Genomic DNA, 17,008 nt, shown 5'->3' with positions numbered 1-17,008 from the left:
AAAATGATGATTTGTGAATAAGATTGCGCAATCGGTTTCGGTAATGTCTTAATTATAATAATCGATTTTGCGATGCCAGATAAAAAGTGGTTGACCATCAACTGATTTTACTTGTTGAATCCAATTGCCATGTGAATCGTACTCAAATTTAAAATCTATCTTATTTTTAGTGATTGCATTTGACTCATCATAACGTACTAATTGAATTGATATCACGTCGTTGTGTGAGTTGTAAGCATAATGTCTTTCAGCATTGAGAACATCTTTAAAATATCTGAGGTAAGAGATGATGCGATTAGAATCATCAAATTCTTTTTCAATTAAAGAAACCGAAAGCTCGTCTTTAGTAATTGAATAATAGGTTTTAATGTTTACTTCTAGATTATTTTTGAACTGCCTTTCTATTGTTTTGAAATGTTTTATAGAATCATTATTGCTATTATCATCGTTATAAAAAACCTCTTTAACGATATTGTTATTGTCATCATATTCATGCGTACGGTAAAGTTTTTTTAAAGGAATTGAGGAGTATATTTTTTTCAAAGTGTCATCTACGCTAGCCCATTTGTAGTAAAGTAGTTGATAGATTTCTGTCAATCTGTGTTTACCGTCATAGGTATACTCGCGACCTTGATCATATTGAGAATTACTGTAATCATAAGGAGTAGTTTTAACTAGTAAAGTGTCTTCATATATATTAAGCTCTCCATCCATAAGATGTCTATTTCCAGGATCAGAGTAATATCTGAATTTATTGATAAGCTTTTTATTTTTATCATATATGTAGGTTTTAAAGTATTCGCTTTTAGGCCATTTATCTCTTTCGGTCATTTTAATTAACAAATTATTTTCAAAGTAATACTTCTGAAAATCGCAATATTTGTCAATTATTAGGTTTTTTTCAAACTCAGAAATATCTTGCTCTGTTGTCAATTTAGAATTTTTATTATAGAAATATCTATAGTCCTCTACAAGTTCATCTTTTTTGTTAAGCCATAACTCTTTGATAATTCTATCCTTTTTATCTCTTTCTTGATAGTAATTTAAATAACGGGTAGCAGTAGTATTGTGCCACACAGAATTAAAGTTGCTTTTTACAGCCGTAGGACTTATAAAACCAGTATGTCCATAATCATTATCAATACTAAAAAGTTTTAAATTTTGAATGGAGTCATTAACAAATTCAATAGTAACTCTTATAGATTTTACTTCTCCTGATAAAGGTTCTTTAATATTATCGGTTTGACCATAAGTGAAATATGAGTTACCAGCAAATAGCAAAAGGATGCAGATATATTGGTGAATATCTTTTAAAATCATAAGATGCTTTTAGAGACTTAAAGTACCTAAAAAAACAAAGAATTGTAGATTTTAGAGTAAAAAAATTAATCATCAATCGACTGCGCAATCATCCAGCCGCCAGTCCAGGCATTTTGGAAATTGAAGCCACCAGTAATGGCATCTATGTTGAGAACCTCACCAGCGAGATAAAGGTTTTCTTGTTTTTTAGAAGCAAAAGTTTTAAAGTTGATTTCTTTTAAATCCACACCACCAGCGGTGACAAACTCTTCTTTAAAAGTGCTTTTACCATTAATAGAAAATGTGCTAGCAGTTAGAACAGTAGCCAAGTTTTGTAAATCATTGTTTGAACAATCTGCCCAGTTTTTTTCTGTGAGGTTGATACTTGCCACTAAAAACTTCCAAAGCCTTTTAGGTAGATCAAATAACCACTCGTTTCCGACTTGCCTTTTACTAGAACGTTGTGCTATTAGAGTTTCATAGCAATCTTGTCTAGAAATGTGATTCAACCAATTAATTACTACATCAAACTTATAATCTGATTGATTTAAATCTCTTGCGCCCCAAGCGCTCATTTTTAAAATCGCTGGACCAGAAAAGCCCCAATGCGTGATTAATAAAGGACCTTGAGATTCTAATTTTAGTTTTGGTATTTCAACAGTTGCCTCAAGTGCAATTCCTGCAAGCTCTGTGATTTTCTTGTCTACTATATTAAAGGTAAATAAAGAAGGAACAGCTCTTTCTATGGAATGACCTAATTCACGCATCATCTCCCAAACTTTAGGACTACTACCAGCAGTGATTACTAGGTTTTCACAAGCAAATTGTTCTTCTTTAGTATATACGTTCCAGTTCTCTTCTTTATTTATGGAAGTTACATTATGGCTGGTTAAAATTTCTATGTTGAATTTTTGTGCGAGCTCAAGAAAACAGTTAATAATGGTCTGAGAAGAATCTGTAGTAGGAAACATACGTCCATCTTCTTCTATTTTCAATGTCACGCCACGTTCTTCAAACCATGCAATAGTATCTCCAGTCATGAAACTATGGAATGGCCCTAATAATTCTTTCTCACCACGCGGATAGTTTAACGATAGCTCTTTAGGAATAAATTCGGCATGAGTGACATTACAGCGTCCACCACCAGAAATACGTACCTTTTGAAGTACATCTTTTCCTCGTTCAAGAATTGCGATTTTAGCTTCAGGCAATCGCTCTGCAAGATTAATGGCTGTAAAAAATCCTGCTGCGCCGCCGCCTATGATGATCGTGTGGTAGTTAGTATTCAATACAAATGTTCTTAGGTTCTGTAAAGAAATTCAAGGCTTCAAATCCGCCTTCACGACCTACACCGCTGTCTTTAACACCGCCAAAAGGTGTGCGTAAATCACGATTTAACCAGGTATTTACCCATACGATACCGGCTTCTAGTTCATTGCTCATTCTCATGGTGCGGCTCAAATCATTCGTCCATAATGTGGCGCTTAATCCATATCGAGTACCATTTGCGAGTTCTAGTGCATGCGCTTCATCTTTAAACGGCATGATGGTTACTACTGGCCCAAAAATCTCTTCTTGGTTCAATTTACAATCATTCGACTGGACTTCTATGACCGTAGGTTCTAGATAATAGCCACCTTCGTGACCTTCTATAAGAATCGAATTTCCTCCAGATGGTATGGTGTATTCTTCGGGATTCGCTTTCGCGAAAGCGATATAATCCAAAATCTTATCTCTATGAGCAGCACTGACCACAGCACCTACTTTAGAGTCAGGCTGATTAGGATGACCTACTTTGAGTTGTTGTACACGAGCAACAAAGTCTGTCTTGAATTTCTCATAGAGTGATTGTTCCACTAGGATCCTACTACCACACAAACAGATCTGCCCTTGATTTGCAAAAGAAGATCGTAGGGTCGTGGTGAGCATTTTATCATAATCACAGTCGGCAAAAATGATGTTAGGATTCTTGCCTCCTAGTTCCAGCGATAATTTTTTAAACATAGGAGCTGCCGTTCTAGCGATGTGTTCGCCAGTAGTCGTTCCACCTGTAAAACTAATGGCTTTAATGCCTGGATGAGCTACTATGGCCTGGCCACAACTACCGCCTAAACCATGTACTATATTGAGGACACCAGCCGGTAATCCTGCTTTTTTAACAATTTCTCCTAGAAGAAAAGCGGTTGCTGGAGTGACTTCGCTAGGTTTTGCCACGACGCAATTTCCTGCTGCAATCGCCGGAGCAATTTTCCAGCTGAATAAATACAAAGGTAAATTCCAAGGCGAGATACATCCTACCACGCCTATAGGTTTGCGCATAGTAAAATTCATAGTATTCTTGCCTACACTTTCATGTGCATCACTAGAATACTGCGTAATCGCGTTTCCATAAAAACGGAAGTTAGAGGACGCGCGCGGAATATCTACTGACGTAGCAAGCCATAACGGTTTTCCATTATCACGAGATTCTGCTGCTGCGAGTTCTTCTAGGTTTTCTTCAATCAAATCTGCAATTCGCAACATAATTCTGGAACGTTCATCAATACTGGTAGTGGACCAATCTTTAAAAGCAGCGTTGGCCGCTTGATAGGCTTTTTCAATATCATCTTCATTTGAATTAGGAATCTGTCCATAAACCTGACCGCTTGCTGGTTCATAATTATCGAGCCATAATCCACTTAGTGGAATGTGCTCATTGTTATTGATGAAGTTTTTTAGGTCCATTTTGTGATGTTTTAATCATATTCTGTAAATTCTTCATTGTCATCAGTCTTTAACGACCAATCTATGAATGAAGAAATTTGTTCAAAAACTCTTTTTAATTCCTTAAAGTTTACATGCTCATTCTTCCCACAAACTATAGTTATTAGATTGGTTCTTTTAGCATTTGTGTCACTTCCGCTCCAATTGTCAATGCTATTGGCATTCAATAATAATAATTGAGTAAAAGGAAATGGTTTTACATTATCAAATTCGTGTTTACTTTTTTGTTGTAATTCTGGAATACTGTTGAGAAACTCTCTCAATATCTTAGTATCACAATACGAGCCTAGAGATTCATCTTTGTAAATATTCAAGTAATAATATCGGTCTGACCACATCATTTTGATTTTAACACTGTTCTCGACTGCGCTCGAACTGACAATTCATTTTTTCACTAACTATTAGAATCGAACTTCGAGTGCCTCAGTCCTCAATTTATTTTCATATCGAGCATTGAAGTACTCGAAATGCGGTGATCTTCAATTACTAAATCATTTGAAGTCCTTCTCGTTCCATTCATCTTCAAAGTAATCGATTAACATATGTTTTCTTCCTTCGGGAGAAAATTTCTCTCCAGTTTTCATCAAAGCGATCAAAGGGTCTTTATAATCAACCATCTCAAATAGAACTTTTTTGGTGCTAGGTAAATCTTCAAATTGACTTTTTAAATTAAAATAATTTTGTTCCGTATCATTTAATAAATATGATTTAAATAGTTCAATACATTTATTACATCTCCCTTTACCACCATTTAATTCTATAATTGAATCCTCAACAATTTTAATAAAATCTTCATTGGTTTCTTCTAAGTAGTCATCGTTTAATTTATACCTAGTGGAATCACTAAAATGAACCTTACAACTAGAAGGTAAATTAATTTGAATCAATCCTGATAATAATTTTTCTTTGAAAACTGAAAAGCTCATAACTTTATGACATTTAATCATGCTATTTGCAAACACTATCAAATATGTAAAATAATTATTCCCTATGGTACCAACTCCTTTAAAATACTCTCCATTTATTTTATTCTCATTTGAATTTTTATAAAATTTAGTTCCTAGACTAATCATTCTGTTAACCATTACAATGGCTTATAAGCCATCGCTTTAATCTCAATCAGTAAATGCGGATGAGGTAATTGATGCACTGCAACGGTTGTTCTAGTAGGTCCGTCGTAATTGAAGAACTCACCGTATGTTGTGTTATAACCGCCAAAATCGTTCATGTTTACTAAGAAGGTAGTCACATCAACTACATCTTTAATAGAAGCGCCTTCCGTTTGTAGGATAGCATCTATGTTTTTTAAAACCGCTGCGGTTTGTGCTTTTATATCGAGGTTAGTCGTTCCCATTTCGTCCACTTCTACGCCTGCAAAAGTATTGTCTTTTCTACGGCTGCTGGTTCCTGAAACAAATAAGAAATCGCCCACGCGCTTGATATGTGGATATTTTCCTCTAGGTGTTGCTTTATCTTTTAATACTGCCATTATTGTTATTTTAAATTATCCTCGCAGCCACAACACCTCTTCGGTCTTTTGCTGGATGGATTTTAATAAATCGTTTAAATCGTCTTCTACTTTTATTTGGTCGTTTTCTAGCAACCATAAAATCGCTTTGTCTTGCGCTCGTCCACGCAGCATGGCTTCTCGATAGCTTATTCCTTCATCAGGGAAAGTTACGAGTGAGTATTTAGATTGGTATTCCGCTTTCGCGAAAGCTGCTTCTAAACGCATCTCGATTTGCCTTTTCAACTGGAAGTTAGGATTTGCCACGCTGTCTCTCATTTCTACAAAATTGTCCAAAGCAAGGTCTGCAATAGCATCGGCATCTGGTTTTCTTGTGGTGGAGAATGCGGTGAAGGCATCTGACCAATTCTCGTGTTGGTCTAACATCTTGTCAAAAACGACTACGTCTTCAAAACTCGCATTCATTCCTTGACCATAAAAAGGTACAATGGCGTGAGCGGCATCACCCATAATCAAACTAGTTCCATAAGCCGTCCATGGTGAACAACGCACGGTTCCTAATGGCGGAGCTGGATTTGTATGGTATTGCTCTATCAAATCTGGAATGTGTTCCATCACATCTTTAAAATAAGTCGTGAAGAAATCGGTGATTTCTTGGTCAGTTTTAATCTTGTTGAATGCTGGTCCATCGCCGTCGTATTGCATGAACAAAGTAAGCGTGAAACTACCATCGAGATTAGGTAAAGCAATCAACATAAAACCACCACGTGGCCATATGTGCAAGAAATTTTTATCGATACGCCATTTCCCATCTTCTGTAGGCGGAATGTTCAATTCTTTATAACCGTGCGGTAACCAGTTCATACTATGCGAAAACAAAATGTCTCGCTGTTTCATCATCGCTTTGCGTACGACAGATCCTGCACCGTCAGTTCCTAGAACGATATCTGCTTTCCATTCTTTCTCGGTATCGGTTTCAGAATCGTGATAGGTGACTGATGCGTTTTTTAAATCTACAGATGTAACCGCGTCATCAAAGTCTATTTGAACATCTTCGTACTTATCGGCTTCATCGAGTAGAAGTTTATTCAATTCTTCTCGAGAGATGGAATTGATGTACTCACCTTCACGACCACTATAGTTAGAAGCAAAGGTGTTTCCATCTACATCATGGATCAATCTACCATGCATAGGAATACACAACTCACGTACCTTTTCTTCTAGTCCTACCAGTTTTAATCCAGCGAGTCCACGATCAGAAAGTGCGAGGTTAATAGAACGTCCACCATCTACAACAGCTTTGCGCATGTCTGGTCGCTTTTCTAATATATCTACATGATAGCCTCGTTGTGCCAGTCGCAGTCCTAATAGTGAACCACAAAGTCCAGCGCCAGTGATGAGGATATTTGTTTTTTTGTTAGTTGTTTTCATTAAGAAAGTTTCATTTATTGGAACATCGTCTTCGACAAGCTTAGACTGACATATTTATTTTCAAATACTCGTGTCACACTGAGTTTGTCGAGGTGCGATTTCATCGAACTTATTATTATAACTCTGACTTCAATACATCCACAAATCTCCAGCAATCTTCATAATTATTGTATAGAGGAACTGGTGCTATGCGTATCACATCTGGTTCGCGCCAGTCGGCAATCACACCTTTTGCGGTGATGGCGTCAAACAATGATTTGTCAGCATTTTTAACGGCAAGTGATAATTGACAACCACGATTTTTAGGATTCTCAGGTGTTATTATAGAGATACGATCACCATCTAATTCACCTACTAGGTATTCTAGATAGTTGGTTAATTGGATAGATTTTTTTCTCAAATTTTCAAAACCTGCTTGAGCAAATAGATCTAAACTTGCTCTTATGGCTACCATACTTAATATCGGTGGATTGGACAGTTGCCAACCTTCAGCACCGTGCATGGGTTCAAAGTCGTCACGCATTTTAAATCGTGTGTCTTTATTGTGTCCCCACCAACCGGTAAATCTTGGTAAGTCTGAATTGTTTGCATGACGTTCATGTACAAAACAACCACCCAAACTACCAGGACCTGAATTCATGTACTTATAGGTGCACCACACGGCAAAGTCTGCTTCAGAATTGTGCAACTGCAAATCTACATTACCAGCACCATGCGCACAGTCAAAACCTACCATGGCTCCAGCAGCATGGCCTAGCTCTGTAATTTTTTTTAAGTCAAAAAACTGGCCTGTATAATAGTTGACAGCACCTACCATAATTAAGGCAATGGTATCGCCTTGTTCTTTAAGAATTGTTTCTAGATCTTCTAATCTTGGTGTATGCTCGCCAGTTCTAGGTGACCACTCGATAATATTTTCTTTATCATCGTGTCCGTGAAATTGGACTTGGGACGCAACGGCATAGCGATCACTAGGAAAAGCATCTGCCTCTATGATTATTTTAGTGCGCTTGCCTTTAGGCTGGTAAAAACTGACCATCATTAAATGAAGGTTAGTTGTAAGCGTATTCATAATCACCACTTCGTGCGGTTTTGCACCTACAACTTGTGCGGTCGTCTCTGTAAGAAACTCGTGATAAGGCATCCAAGGATTCTCTGCATGAAAGTGACCTTCTACACCTAGTTTTGCCCAGTCATCTAGTTCTTGATTCAGAAAGGTTTTGGTCTGGCGAGGTTGTAAGCCTAAGGAATTACCACATAAATAAATGGAGTCTGTTCCATCGGTATGTTTTGGTATATGGAAGCTTTCGCGAAAGCGAGATAAAGAATCGTCTTGATCTAATTGTAATGCGTAATCTCTGGTAGTATTGAATTCCATTATTTGTTGAACTCTATGTTAGTTAAATGAATGCGTGTCATGCGGTCTGGAGTACGATGATCTGTTGCTACTTTTATACCGTTGATGGTATCAAATTGTTCAAATGTGGTCATCATACCTATGGTGGTATCATTTTGCTGTCTATAAACCCATTCTCTCAAATTGTGTTTTTTATCATAGTAAACATCATATGCGTCGCCAGGTGTGTAACCACCATCATTACTATACACAATGGTAAACATATCAAGTGTGTCCTTTGAAATAGGCGCGACAGCATTGCTCTTTTCTACGATTTTTGTACCACTATCTGTGATGAATTTAAATTCTGGTAATAGCCAGTAGATGTCATTTACAAAAGCACGGTCTGCACTGGTTTGTATAGAATCCATAGGTTGACGGCGATTATAATGTACGGTATCTGGTGATGCGATAAGAGTTACATCACCAGTATGGCGATTCCACGTCCAGTTACGGTCATATAAATTACGACCCATTTTACCAACTGAAAAGGTGAATTTCACTTCTTTAATAGCGTCCCAATTATCAAATCCTGCTGCTTGAGCGACTTGTTCTGTATTAGTAAGGGTCTTTTTTTCTCTCTTCTTTTCAGCGTTTTTACAACTGTAGATTGCGATAGTTATTAGTAGAAGAGTAATCGTCTTTTTCATCATTTTCAACTTTGGCTTAAAAGTACAATTTATCTAGTGGTTATAAAATCGTAAACCTTTCCTAATTGTATGCTTTAGGCGTTCTCAAAAAAGTAATTTTGCATGGTGAAAGTTAAACAAGTAGATAAAGAAAACGTAAGTAAAGGAAGGAAAACCAGTGTCATATTAGTGTTAGGAACTCTAATAGCCATAGGACCATTTTCTATAGACGCCTATTTGCCTGCCTTTAAACAAATTGCTGGAGACTTTAAGGTAGATACCAGTGCGATAGGTTTCACTTTAACCACTTATTTTATAGGGATAGGTTTAGGTCAACTTGCTTATGGTCCATTAATGGATCGGTATGGTAGACGTAGACCACTTATTGCTGGATTAATTTTATATATCACAACTAGTGTTTTAAGTGCTTATGCATGGGATGTTTCTTCACTAGCAACCTTGCGCTTTTTTACAGCTTTAGGAGCTTGTGCAGGTATGGTAGCCAGTAAAGCAATTGTAAGAGATTTATTTGATAATGATAAAGTTGCTGAGGTGTTGAGTACCTTAATGCTTATCATGGGAATCGCACCTATTATAGCACCTACCATTGGTGGCTTTATTATAGAACATTATCACTGGGATATGATATTTTATGGGCTAGCAGGTTTTGCAGCTTTAATGTTGTTTAACGTGGTTTTTATTCTTCCTGAAAGTTCTAAGCCTAACCTTGCGACTAGTTTGCATCCAGTTCCGGTATTGAGAGAATACTGGACTATTTATAAAGACAAAGCCTTTTTCTTATTTTCAACTGCTCGAGGTTTTGTCATAGGTGCTTTACTAGGCTATGTGGCTGCGGCACCATTTATTTTCTTGGACTTTTTTGACATGGCACAAAGTGATTTTGCGATTATCTTTGGTAGTAATGCTGCTGGGCTTATTGCTGGTAGCCAGATCAACCGATTTTTATTAAGACGTTTTACGACCTTTCAAATCACTTATACGATAAGTATTTTGCTAGTGGTAACCACTTTACTTTTAGTAGGACATATCAGTTTCTTTGAGCCGCAATTCTGGGTAGTGTATCCTTTATTATTTTTAATGATGACATTTATCGGGTTTCAAAATCCTAACGTTACAGCGCTTGCCTTACAACCATTTACGGTAAGAGCTGGTAGTGCTAGTGCATTTGTAGGTGCGGTGAGTATGATTTTTGGTTCCTTTGCGAGCTGGTTTGTGTCTAGTTATGTGACAGTTTCATTATTGCCGCTAGCCTTAATGCTTGCAGGATGTGCATTACTAGGATATGCTGCGATAGAAACCTTTAGGATAAAATATGCTCGTGGATACGCTTTCGCGAAAGCGTATTTAAAACATCCATACGTAAGTTTAAAAAGAGAAAATGCGTCTTAAAAAGAAATACCCCACAGAATCTTAAGATTTGTGAGGTACTTCAAACTAACCAACCAAAGTTATCTTCACATTTCTTTATTTAGTTACGGTTCCGGTAGGGAAAGAAACGGTAACATTATTATTGAAAGATTGTGAGTTAGGAGCAGTATCTGGTCCAGCAATTGCTGCAAGTGGCTTTAATGTAAAAGGTGCTGGAGAATTATCTGGTACAGGCTCTACAGTAATTACTACATTACGACCGACTACACTAAATGGTAATGATTCACCCATAGGAAGGTTGTTGAAAAAGTCTTCTCCTGGTACTGGTGGTCCAGCATTGTTTTGAGTTCCTGAAAATCCATTACCAGAGTCTACAGATGAGAAATCTGTAAATGTACCTGTAGAAAGTGCTCCAGCATCGCCCACGACCCAACCTTCATATATCCATCCCGCAGGTAGTGTAGGTAGGTTGAAGTCTGCAGTAGGTGGTGTTCCAGGTAATCCAAACCATACACCATTAGTGTCGTTTCCATTGTTTGCTGTTCCTGCTGGCTCATCTGTAGGAGTTCTTAAAAAATAACTACCGCTGGCCATACTGAAATCACCTGGTGCTGGTCCAAAATTTGTTGATAGACTAGCAGTATCATTATTGAATTCCCCTGCAATGTATTTTGAGTCTGCAGGTGCTGGATCTGAATCTGGACTAGGTTCAATCGTTAAGATAAATGCGGTTGCTGCATCTAATGTTGCCGCGTCTACAGTAAATGTTGTCTGGCTTAAATTTCCAGTATCATCTACAGTAAATACACCCGTTGTTATAGGTGAGCCATCAACCATTACCCATCCTTCATAAGCAAATCCTGATCCTAGATCTTCTAGACCTTGTAAATCGAGAGTTAAATTTTTTGTGGCTATATTACCGCTGTTATCGTCATCGTTATTACAACTGGTAAATGTTAATGTAGCTGCTGCTAATAGTGCTAAATACTTTTTCATTTTTTTAAGTTTGATTATTTTACTGTACAAACTAATGATTATCATATCCCATTAGCGTCACGTAATTATCAACTTTTATCGCAATGACGTGATTGTTTTGTGATATACTTTGTAGACTTTTATCTTATGGCAAATCAAATATTAATTGTAGAGGACGATCTAGAGATTGTGGATCTACTAGAGATACACATGAAAGACCTTAATGCTGAGGTGGAAAGTGTTAATGATGGATTAAGTGCATTAGAAAAAGCACAGCATAAAGATTATGACTTAATTCTATTAGATTTATCTATTCCTAAACTTAACGGTGTAGAAGTGTGTCGAGAGTTACGTAAAACTAAGAATACACCTATTATAATGGTTACCGCTAAAACTGAAGAAATAGATAAGGTACTAGGGCTAGAGATAGGTGCAGATGATTATATCACTAAACCATTTTCTATACGTGAATTAAAAGCGAGAGCAAAAGCTGTAATGAGAAGAAGTGACGCCGCTAACCAGCAAACGAGTGACTCAAAATCTGCAGAATTAGATTTTGGAGATTTGAAAATTAATATTGAAATGCGTCGTGTCACTTTGGAAGGGAAGAAAATCGATCTTTCCCCTAAAGAATTTGATCTTCTTATACTGCTAGCAAATTATCCTGGTCGCAGCTATAGTAGGTCAGAATTATTGGATGTTATATGGGGTTATAATTTTTCTGGTTATGAGCACACTGTAAATTCACATATCAATAGGCTGCGTGCAAAAATTGAACCTGACATGGGGAATCCTATTTACATATTAACTACTTGGGGAATAGGTTACCGATTTAATGAAGATATATAACTATGAGTAAGCAATCTACATTAACCCCTAAACTAGTTTTTAAACTATGGCTCGCGTTATCTCTATTGATATTAGGTATGGCGGCTTGTTATATTTTAGTAACGACCTATTTTTCTAATCAACATCATCTCGCTACACAACAAGAAATTAATGCACCACTAGCACAGCATCTTATAGATGAGAAATTTGCAGATGCTTCTCCATTTATGGAAGACGGTACCGTTAATAAGGCTATGTTTGGAGATTTAATGCATGATATGATGGCAGTAAATCGCAGTATCGAGGTGTATTTATTGGGCATCGATGGTGAAGTTTTACATTCGGTTGTTTTAGAACATAGTCCAAAGGAGCCAGCTTTATACGTGGACACTAAACCGATAACTGATTTTATTGAATCTGATTATAAGGGTTTTTGTTTAGGTGATGATCCAAGGGATCGATCAGAGCGTAAGATTTTTTCTGTGGCTCCTTTTGAAAATAACGGCAGAAATGGATACATATATATAATACTCTCAGGAGAAGCTTATCAGCTTGCTAGTAGTAATATATTTAATAAGTATATCAAGAGTTTTGGTCTAGGAGCAATTGCTTTGACTACATGTTTCACTCTATTGATAGGCTTTGTCTTAATCTGGTTTATCACAAAAAACTTACGTACGATTACTCAAGTAGCTCGTAGGTTTAAGGAAGGAGATCTTAATGCGAGAATAGAAGATCCAGAAAAAACGGATGTTGCTGTTTTTGCCCATACTTTTAACGATATGGCAGACACTATCAACGAAAATCTGGAAGAGATTAAATCTGTCGATGAATTACGTAGACAATTAATAGCAAATGTTTCACATGATTTAAGAACTCCACTTGCAGTACTAAAAGGATATGCGGACACTCTACAAGAAAAATCGAGCAGCTTAACAGAACAGGAGAGAAACAAATACTTAAATGTGATAAGCTCTAACAGTGATAAGCTTACTAATCTGGTCGAACAATTATTTGAGTATTCTAAACTAGAAGCAAAGCAAATAGAACCTTTAATGGAACAATTTTCAATAACAGATTTGTGTCTGGATTTAGTTTCTAAATATGATATTCTGGCTAAAAAGAAGAATATAGACCTTAGTATCGCGGTAAAGAATAATGAAAATATATTAGTCTATGCAGACATAAGTCTTATCGAGCGGGCTTTACAAAACTTGATCGATAATGCCTTGAAGTTCACACCTGATAACGGATCTATAAGGGTTGAGTTAGAAAAGTCAGGAGAGCAATGCTTAGTTAAGGTTAACGATTCGGGTATAGGTATCGCGCCTGAGATGCAATCTAGTATCTTCGAACGTTTCAAGCAGTCTAGTGAAAGCTTTGCAAAGAATGGAGCAGGATTAGGATTAGCGATAGTTAAAAAAATACTTGATCTACATCAATCTACAATTACCGTTATGAGTAAACAAAATTCAGGTAGCACATTTAAATTTAATCTTCCGGTAGCTTAAAATTATCTCGCTTTCGCGAAAGCGAGTTATAAATGACAAATTGTCCTCAATATATTTGTTAGTACAAGTATTGTTCATTTTATGGTAAAAAATAGATATGAAAGCAACGGTGCATAGAGCTGAAGATAGAGGATATGCTAACCACGGATGGTTAGAAGCAAATCATAGTTTTAGTTTTGCTAGTTGGTATAATCCGGAAAAAATTAATTTTGGTGCGCTACGTGTATTGAATGACGATCGTATTGCTGGTGGAGCAGGATTTCCAAAACATCCTCATAATAATATGGAGATCATAACCATTCCATTAAGTGGTAAATTAGAGCATGAAGATAGTATGGGGAATAAGGCGCAAATTGCAGCAGGAGAAGTTCAAGTAATGAGCGCTGGAACAGGAGTGACACATTCTGAATATAACGCTTTACAGAATGAAGAATTGAAGCTGTTTCAAATTTGGATTTTTCCTAATAAACAAAATGTTGTTCCTAGGTACGATGAGCTTCAATTAAACCTAGAAGATAGAGTCAACAGGTTGCAACAAATATTATCGCCAATTCCTGATGATGATGGAGTTTGGATTCATCAAAATGCGTGGATGTATATGAGTAATCTCTATAAAGGTAAAGAAATCATATACACCATTAATATGAAAGGGAATGGAGTTTTTGTAATGGTGATTAGTGGAAAGGTCAACATAAATAATCAATTTCTCTCTTCTAGAGATGCTATTGCTATTGAGGATGCAACTTCATTTACTGTCCATTCGCAACAAGACTCGGAATTATTATTAATTGAAGTGCCTATGATTTTTCAATAGGATTAATTATAGAATAGAAAAATGTATTTAGTTGAAGCATTTGTTTGTTAGCCTTTTTCTTTCCAAATCGACCAGCAATATAAAAGGATAACCATATAAAGATTAGCAATAAGGCTGATACAAGAGCTGAATTAATACTATTGTGAGTTGCTGCCATCGTATATCCCCAAATGATAGTTCCCAATAAAAGTATTGCCACAACAAAATGTAGAAACATGAACATAGTCCATACAGTAGGTTTGGGTCCATATAAGCCTCGTATTTCCGTTGTCATATTGTTATTCTGTAATTCTAAATGTAATTGTGGAGACCAGAAATGCTGTTGCTTTTTTGGGATTCTAATGAAGATGTGCTGGTCACTAAAAGAAACTTTGTAGCCTTTTCTATTGAGTTTGGCTTTTTTAAATTGGCTATTCACTAAAGATATATCACAATCTAAAGTTACAGTAAAACGAGGTCTTAATATTATAGTGTTGTTTAGTTCCTTCATTTAATTTTAATTTAAGATTTGTTGAAGATTCTTCATAAAAGAATTTTCAAATTAAGTAAATATTGATAATAGTTCATTGATAAATGATCTTAGGGCACACATAATTTAGTTAAATCATTTTCGTAATGACTTGTTTGTTTGTGTTTTACGAATTATTTTAATTTAATTTGACAAAAAGTTTGGTTGGTAGAGAAAAACGTGAGTATATTTGCACCCGCTTTGCAGCAGACGTGATGTCTAAAGTAGAGCGTTAGTTCTTCAAAGAAGGTTAGAATACTAGTTCAAGAATCGGGAGAGGATTGTCAAAGTTTTAATTTTATGATTTGAAGTAGTTCATTGAGATTTTGATTGACAGCACAAAAATAATAAGGAGATATTTTATAATATTTTCTGGTAAGATTTAATGTAAATAAACACAATTACGCTAATTAAGTAGTATTGACTATATAGGTCATAAAACGATCTTTAAAAAGATTCTACGATGAAGAGTTTGATCCTGGCTCAGGATGAACGCTAGCGGCAGGCCTAACACATGCAAGTCGAGGGGTAACAGGGGGAGCTTGCTTTCTGCTGACGACCGGCGCACGGGTGCGTAACGCGTATACAATCTACCTATCACTGAGGGATAGCCCGAAGAAATTTGGATTAATACCTCATAGTATTATAGAATCGCATGGTTTTATAATTAAAGGTTACGGTGATAGATGAGTATGCGTCCTATTAGCTAGATGGAGAGGTAAAGGCTCCCCATGGCTACGATAGGTAGGGGTCCTGAGAGGGAGATCCCCCACACTGGTACTGAGACACGGACCAGACTCCTACGGGAGGCAGCAGTGAGGAATATTGGACAATGGGCGCAAGCCTGATCCAGCCATGCCGCGTGTAGGAAGACGGCCCTATGGGTTGTAAACTACTTTTATACGGGAAGAAACCTATCCTCGTGAGGATAGCTGACGGTACCGTAAGAATAAGCACCGGCTAACTCCGTGCCAGCAGCCGCGGTAATACGGAGGGTGCAAGCGTTATCCGGAATCATTGGGTTTAAAGGGTCCGTAGGCGGGCTAATAAGTCAGTGGTGAAATGCAGGGGCTCAACTCCGGCACTGCCATTGATACTGTTAGTCTTGAATTATTGTGAAGTGGTTAGAATATGTAGTGTAGCGGTGAAATGCTTAGATATTACATAGAATACCGATTGCGAAGGCAGATCACTAACAATATATTGACGCTGATGGACGAAAGCGTGGGTAGCGAACAGGATTAGATACCCTGGTAGTCCACGCCGTAAACGATGGTTACTAGCTGTTTGGACGAATTGACGTCTGAGTGGCCAAGCGAAAGTGATAAGTAACCCACCTGGGGAGTACGTTCGCAAGAATGAAACTCAAAGGAATTGACGGGGGCCCGCACAAGCGGTGGAGCATGTGGTTTAATTCGATGATACGCGAGGAACCTTACCAGGGCTTAAATGTAGTATGACAGATTTGGAAACAGATTTTTCTTCGGACATATTACAAGGTGCTGCATGGTTGTCGTCAGCTCGTGCCGTGAGGTGTCAGGTTAAGTCCTATAACGAGCGCAACCCCTATTGCTAGTTGCCAGCGAGTCATGTCGGGGACTCTAGCGAGACTGCCGGTGCAAACCGTGAGGAAGGTGGGGATGACGTCAAATCATCACGGCCCTTACGTCCTGGGCCACACACGTGCTACAATGGTAGGGACAGAGAGCAGCCACCACGCGAGTGGGAGCGAATCTATAAACCCTATCACAGTTCGGATCGTAGTCTGCAACTCGACTACGTGAAGCTGGAATCGCTAGTAATCGCATATCAGCCATGATGCGGTGAATACGTTCCCGGGCCTTGTACACACCGCCCGTCAAGCCATGGAAGCTGGGGGTACCTGAAGTCGGTGACCGCAAGGAGCTGCCTAGGGTAAAACCGGTAACTGGGGCTAAGTCGTAACAAGGTAGCCGTACCGGAAGGTGCGGCTGGAACACCTCCTTTCTGGAGTTCCT

General features: G+C 37.6%; 15 protein-coding genes and 1 rRNA gene. 5 read left to right on the top strand and 11 right to left on the bottom strand.

All coding sequences use genetic code 11. The annotated features are described in order from the left end of the window. Nucleotides 1–48: 48 nt before the first annotated feature. The 9 genes from R1T42_RS09570 to R1T42_RS09530 form a co-directional block, all read right to left on the bottom strand. On the bottom strand, nt 49–1,320 hold the full coding sequence (locus R1T42_RS09570) for a hypothetical protein (RefSeq protein ID WP_317290178.1): 1,272 nt from the start codon (nt 1,318–1,320) through the stop codon (nt 49–51). 65 nt (nt 1,321–1,385) lie between these two features. Next, nucleotides 1,386–2,588, bottom strand: coding sequence for a BaiN/RdsA family NAD(P)/FAD-dependent oxidoreductase (locus R1T42_RS09565; RefSeq protein WP_317290177.1), 1,203 nt, complete (start codon nt 2,586–2,588; stop codon nt 1,386–1,388). Then, nucleotides 2,578–4,023 (bottom strand): aldehyde dehydrogenase, encoded by a 1,446-nt coding sequence (locus tag R1T42_RS09560; protein WP_317290176.1) that lies wholly within the window; start codon nt 4,021–4,023, stop codon nt 2,578–2,580. Before R1T42_RS09560 ends, R1T42_RS09565 begins: the two co-directional genes overlap by 11 nt. Nucleotides 4,024–4,034: 11 nt before the next feature. Then, a complete protein-coding gene (locus R1T42_RS09555) occupies nt 4,035–4,403 on the bottom strand; it encodes a hypothetical protein (RefSeq protein ID WP_317290175.1) in 369 nt (122 codons plus the stop codon). Between the two features lie 150 nt (nt 4,404–4,553). After that, nucleotides 4,554–5,135, bottom strand: coding sequence for a DUF7638 domain-containing protein (locus R1T42_RS09550; RefSeq protein WP_317290174.1), 582 nt, complete (start codon nt 5,133–5,135; stop codon nt 4,554–4,556). Nucleotides 5,136–5,146: 11 nt separating this feature from the next. Next, the gene (locus R1T42_RS09545; RefSeq protein ID WP_317290173.1) at nt 5,147–5,551 is read right to left on the bottom strand and encodes a RidA family protein; all 405 of its coding nucleotides are present in this window, start codon (nt 5,549–5,551) and stop codon (nt 5,147–5,149) included. A gap of 15 nt (nt 5,552–5,566) precedes the next feature. Continuing rightward, nucleotides 5,567–6,961 (bottom strand): FAD-dependent oxidoreductase, encoded by a 1,395-nt coding sequence (locus R1T42_RS09540; RefSeq protein WP_317290172.1) that lies wholly within the window; start codon nt 6,959–6,961, stop codon nt 5,567–5,569. Nucleotides 6,962–7,076: 115 nt separating this feature from the next. Then, complete coding sequence (gene kynU, locus R1T42_RS09535) at nt 7,077–8,339, bottom strand: kynureninase (RefSeq protein WP_317290171.1); 1,263 nt, start codon at nt 8,337–8,339, stop codon at nt 7,077–7,079. Then, nucleotides 8,339–9,007, bottom strand: coding sequence for a selenophosphate synthetase (locus R1T42_RS09530; RefSeq protein ID WP_317290170.1), 669 nt, complete (start codon nt 9,005–9,007; stop codon nt 8,339–8,341). The genes kynU and R1T42_RS09530 overlap by 1 nt, the downstream gene beginning before the upstream one ends. 102 nt (nt 9,008–9,109) lie before the next feature. Between R1T42_RS09530 and R1T42_RS09525 the strand changes: the two genes are divergently transcribed. Continuing rightward, nucleotides 9,110–10,396 carry a multidrug effflux MFS transporter gene (locus R1T42_RS09525; RefSeq protein WP_317290169.1) on the top strand — a complete coding sequence of 429 codons (1,287 nt, stop codon included), beginning with the start codon at nt 9,110–9,112 and terminating at the stop codon, nt 10,394–10,396. A gap of 75 nt (nt 10,397–10,471) precedes the next feature. Here the strand turns inward: R1T42_RS09525 and R1T42_RS09520 are convergent, their stop codons facing one another. Beyond that, the gene (locus R1T42_RS09520; RefSeq protein ID WP_317290168.1) at nt 10,472–11,371 is read right to left on the bottom strand and encodes an anti-sigma factor domain-containing protein; all 900 of its coding nucleotides are present in this window, start codon (nt 11,369–11,371) and stop codon (nt 10,472–10,474) included. A 126-nt stretch (nt 11,372–11,497) separates the two neighbouring features. Here R1T42_RS09520 and R1T42_RS09515 point away from each other — a divergent pair, with 126 nt between their 5' ends. The 3 genes from R1T42_RS09515 (at nt 11,498) to R1T42_RS09505 (ending at nt 14,503) form a co-directional block, all read left to right on the top strand. Next, the gene (locus R1T42_RS09515; protein WP_317290167.1) at nt 11,498–12,199 is read left to right on the top strand and encodes a response regulator transcription factor; all 702 of its coding nucleotides are present in this window, start codon (nt 11,498–11,500) and stop codon (nt 12,197–12,199) included. Between the two features lie 2 nt (nt 12,200–12,201). Then, nucleotides 12,202–13,689 carry a sensor histidine kinase gene (locus R1T42_RS09510; protein WP_317290166.1) on the top strand — a complete coding sequence of 496 codons (1,488 nt, stop codon included), beginning with the start codon at nt 12,202–12,204 and terminating at the stop codon, nt 13,687–13,689. Nucleotides 13,690–13,786: 97 nt separating this feature from the next. Then, nucleotides 13,787–14,503: a pirin family protein gene (locus tag R1T42_RS09505; protein ID WP_317290165.1), complete on the top strand. Its 717-nt coding sequence runs from the start codon at nt 13,787–13,789 to the stop codon at nt 14,501–14,503. Here R1T42_RS09505 and R1T42_RS09500 read toward each other — a convergent pair. Then, nucleotides 14,487–14,993: a GTP-binding protein gene (locus R1T42_RS09500; protein ID WP_317290164.1), complete on the bottom strand. Its 507-nt coding sequence runs from the start codon at nt 14,991–14,993 to the stop codon at nt 14,487–14,489. The genes R1T42_RS09505 and R1T42_RS09500 overlap by 17 nt on opposite strands. Before the next feature lie 478 nt (nt 14,994–15,471). Between R1T42_RS09500 and R1T42_RS09495 the strand changes: the two genes are divergently transcribed. Next, a 16S ribosomal RNA gene (locus R1T42_RS09495) occupies nt 15,472–16,997 on the top strand. Nucleotides 16,998–17,008 lie beyond the last annotated feature (11 nt).

Source organism: Nonlabens ulvanivorans (genome assembly GCF_032922765.1).
GTDB lineage: Bacteria > Bacteroidota > Bacteroidia > Flavobacteriales > Flavobacteriaceae > Nonlabens > Nonlabens ulvanivorans.
The sequence above is the reverse complement of the archived record's forward strand: the minus strand, read 5'-3'. Positions and strand labels throughout refer to the sequence as shown.

Coding starts and splice junctions, on each gene's coding strand:
- R1T42_RS09570 (WP_317290178.1), bottom strand. CDS start 1,320: ATGATTTTAAAAGATATTCACCAATATATCTGCATCCTTTTGCTATTT.
- R1T42_RS09550 (WP_317290174.1), bottom strand. CDS start 5,135: ATGATTAGTCTAGGAACTAAATTTTATAAAAATTCAAATGAGAATAAA.
- R1T42_RS09500 (WP_317290164.1), bottom strand. CDS start 14,993: ATGAAGGAACTAAACAACACTATAATATTAAGACCTCGTTTTACTGTA.
- R1T42_RS09555 (WP_317290175.1), bottom strand. CDS start 4,403: ATGATGTGGTCAGACCGATATTATTACTTGAATATTTACAAAGATGAA.
- kynU (WP_317290171.1), bottom strand. CDS start 8,339: ATGGAATTCAATACTACCAGAGATTACGCATTACAATTAGATCAAGAC.
- R1T42_RS09520 (WP_317290168.1), bottom strand. CDS start 11,371: ATGAAAAAGTATTTAGCACTATTAGCAGCAGCTACATTAACATTTACC.
- R1T42_RS09515 (WP_317290167.1), top strand. CDS start 11,498: ATGGCAAATCAAATATTAATTGTAGAGGACGATCTAGAGATTGTGGAT.
- R1T42_RS09540 (WP_317290172.1), bottom strand. CDS start 6,961: ATGAAAACAACTAACAAAAAAACAAATATCCTCATCACTGGCGCTGGA.
- R1T42_RS09530 (WP_317290170.1), bottom strand. CDS start 9,007: ATGAAAAAGACGATTACTCTTCTACTAATAACTATCGCAATCTACAGT.
- R1T42_RS09545 (WP_317290173.1), bottom strand. CDS start 5,551: ATGGCAGTATTAAAAGATAAAGCAACACCTAGAGGAAAATATCCACAT.
- R1T42_RS09560 (WP_317290176.1), bottom strand. CDS start 4,023: ATGGACCTAAAAAACTTCATCAATAACAATGAGCACATTCCACTAAGT.
- R1T42_RS09510 (WP_317290166.1), top strand. CDS start 12,202: ATGAGTAAGCAATCTACATTAACCCCTAAACTAGTTTTTAAACTATGG.
- R1T42_RS09505 (WP_317290165.1), top strand. CDS start 13,787: ATGAAAGCAACGGTGCATAGAGCTGAAGATAGAGGATATGCTAACCAC.
- R1T42_RS09525 (WP_317290169.1), top strand. CDS start 9,110: ATGGTGAAAGTTAAACAAGTAGATAAAGAAAACGTAAGTAAAGGAAGG.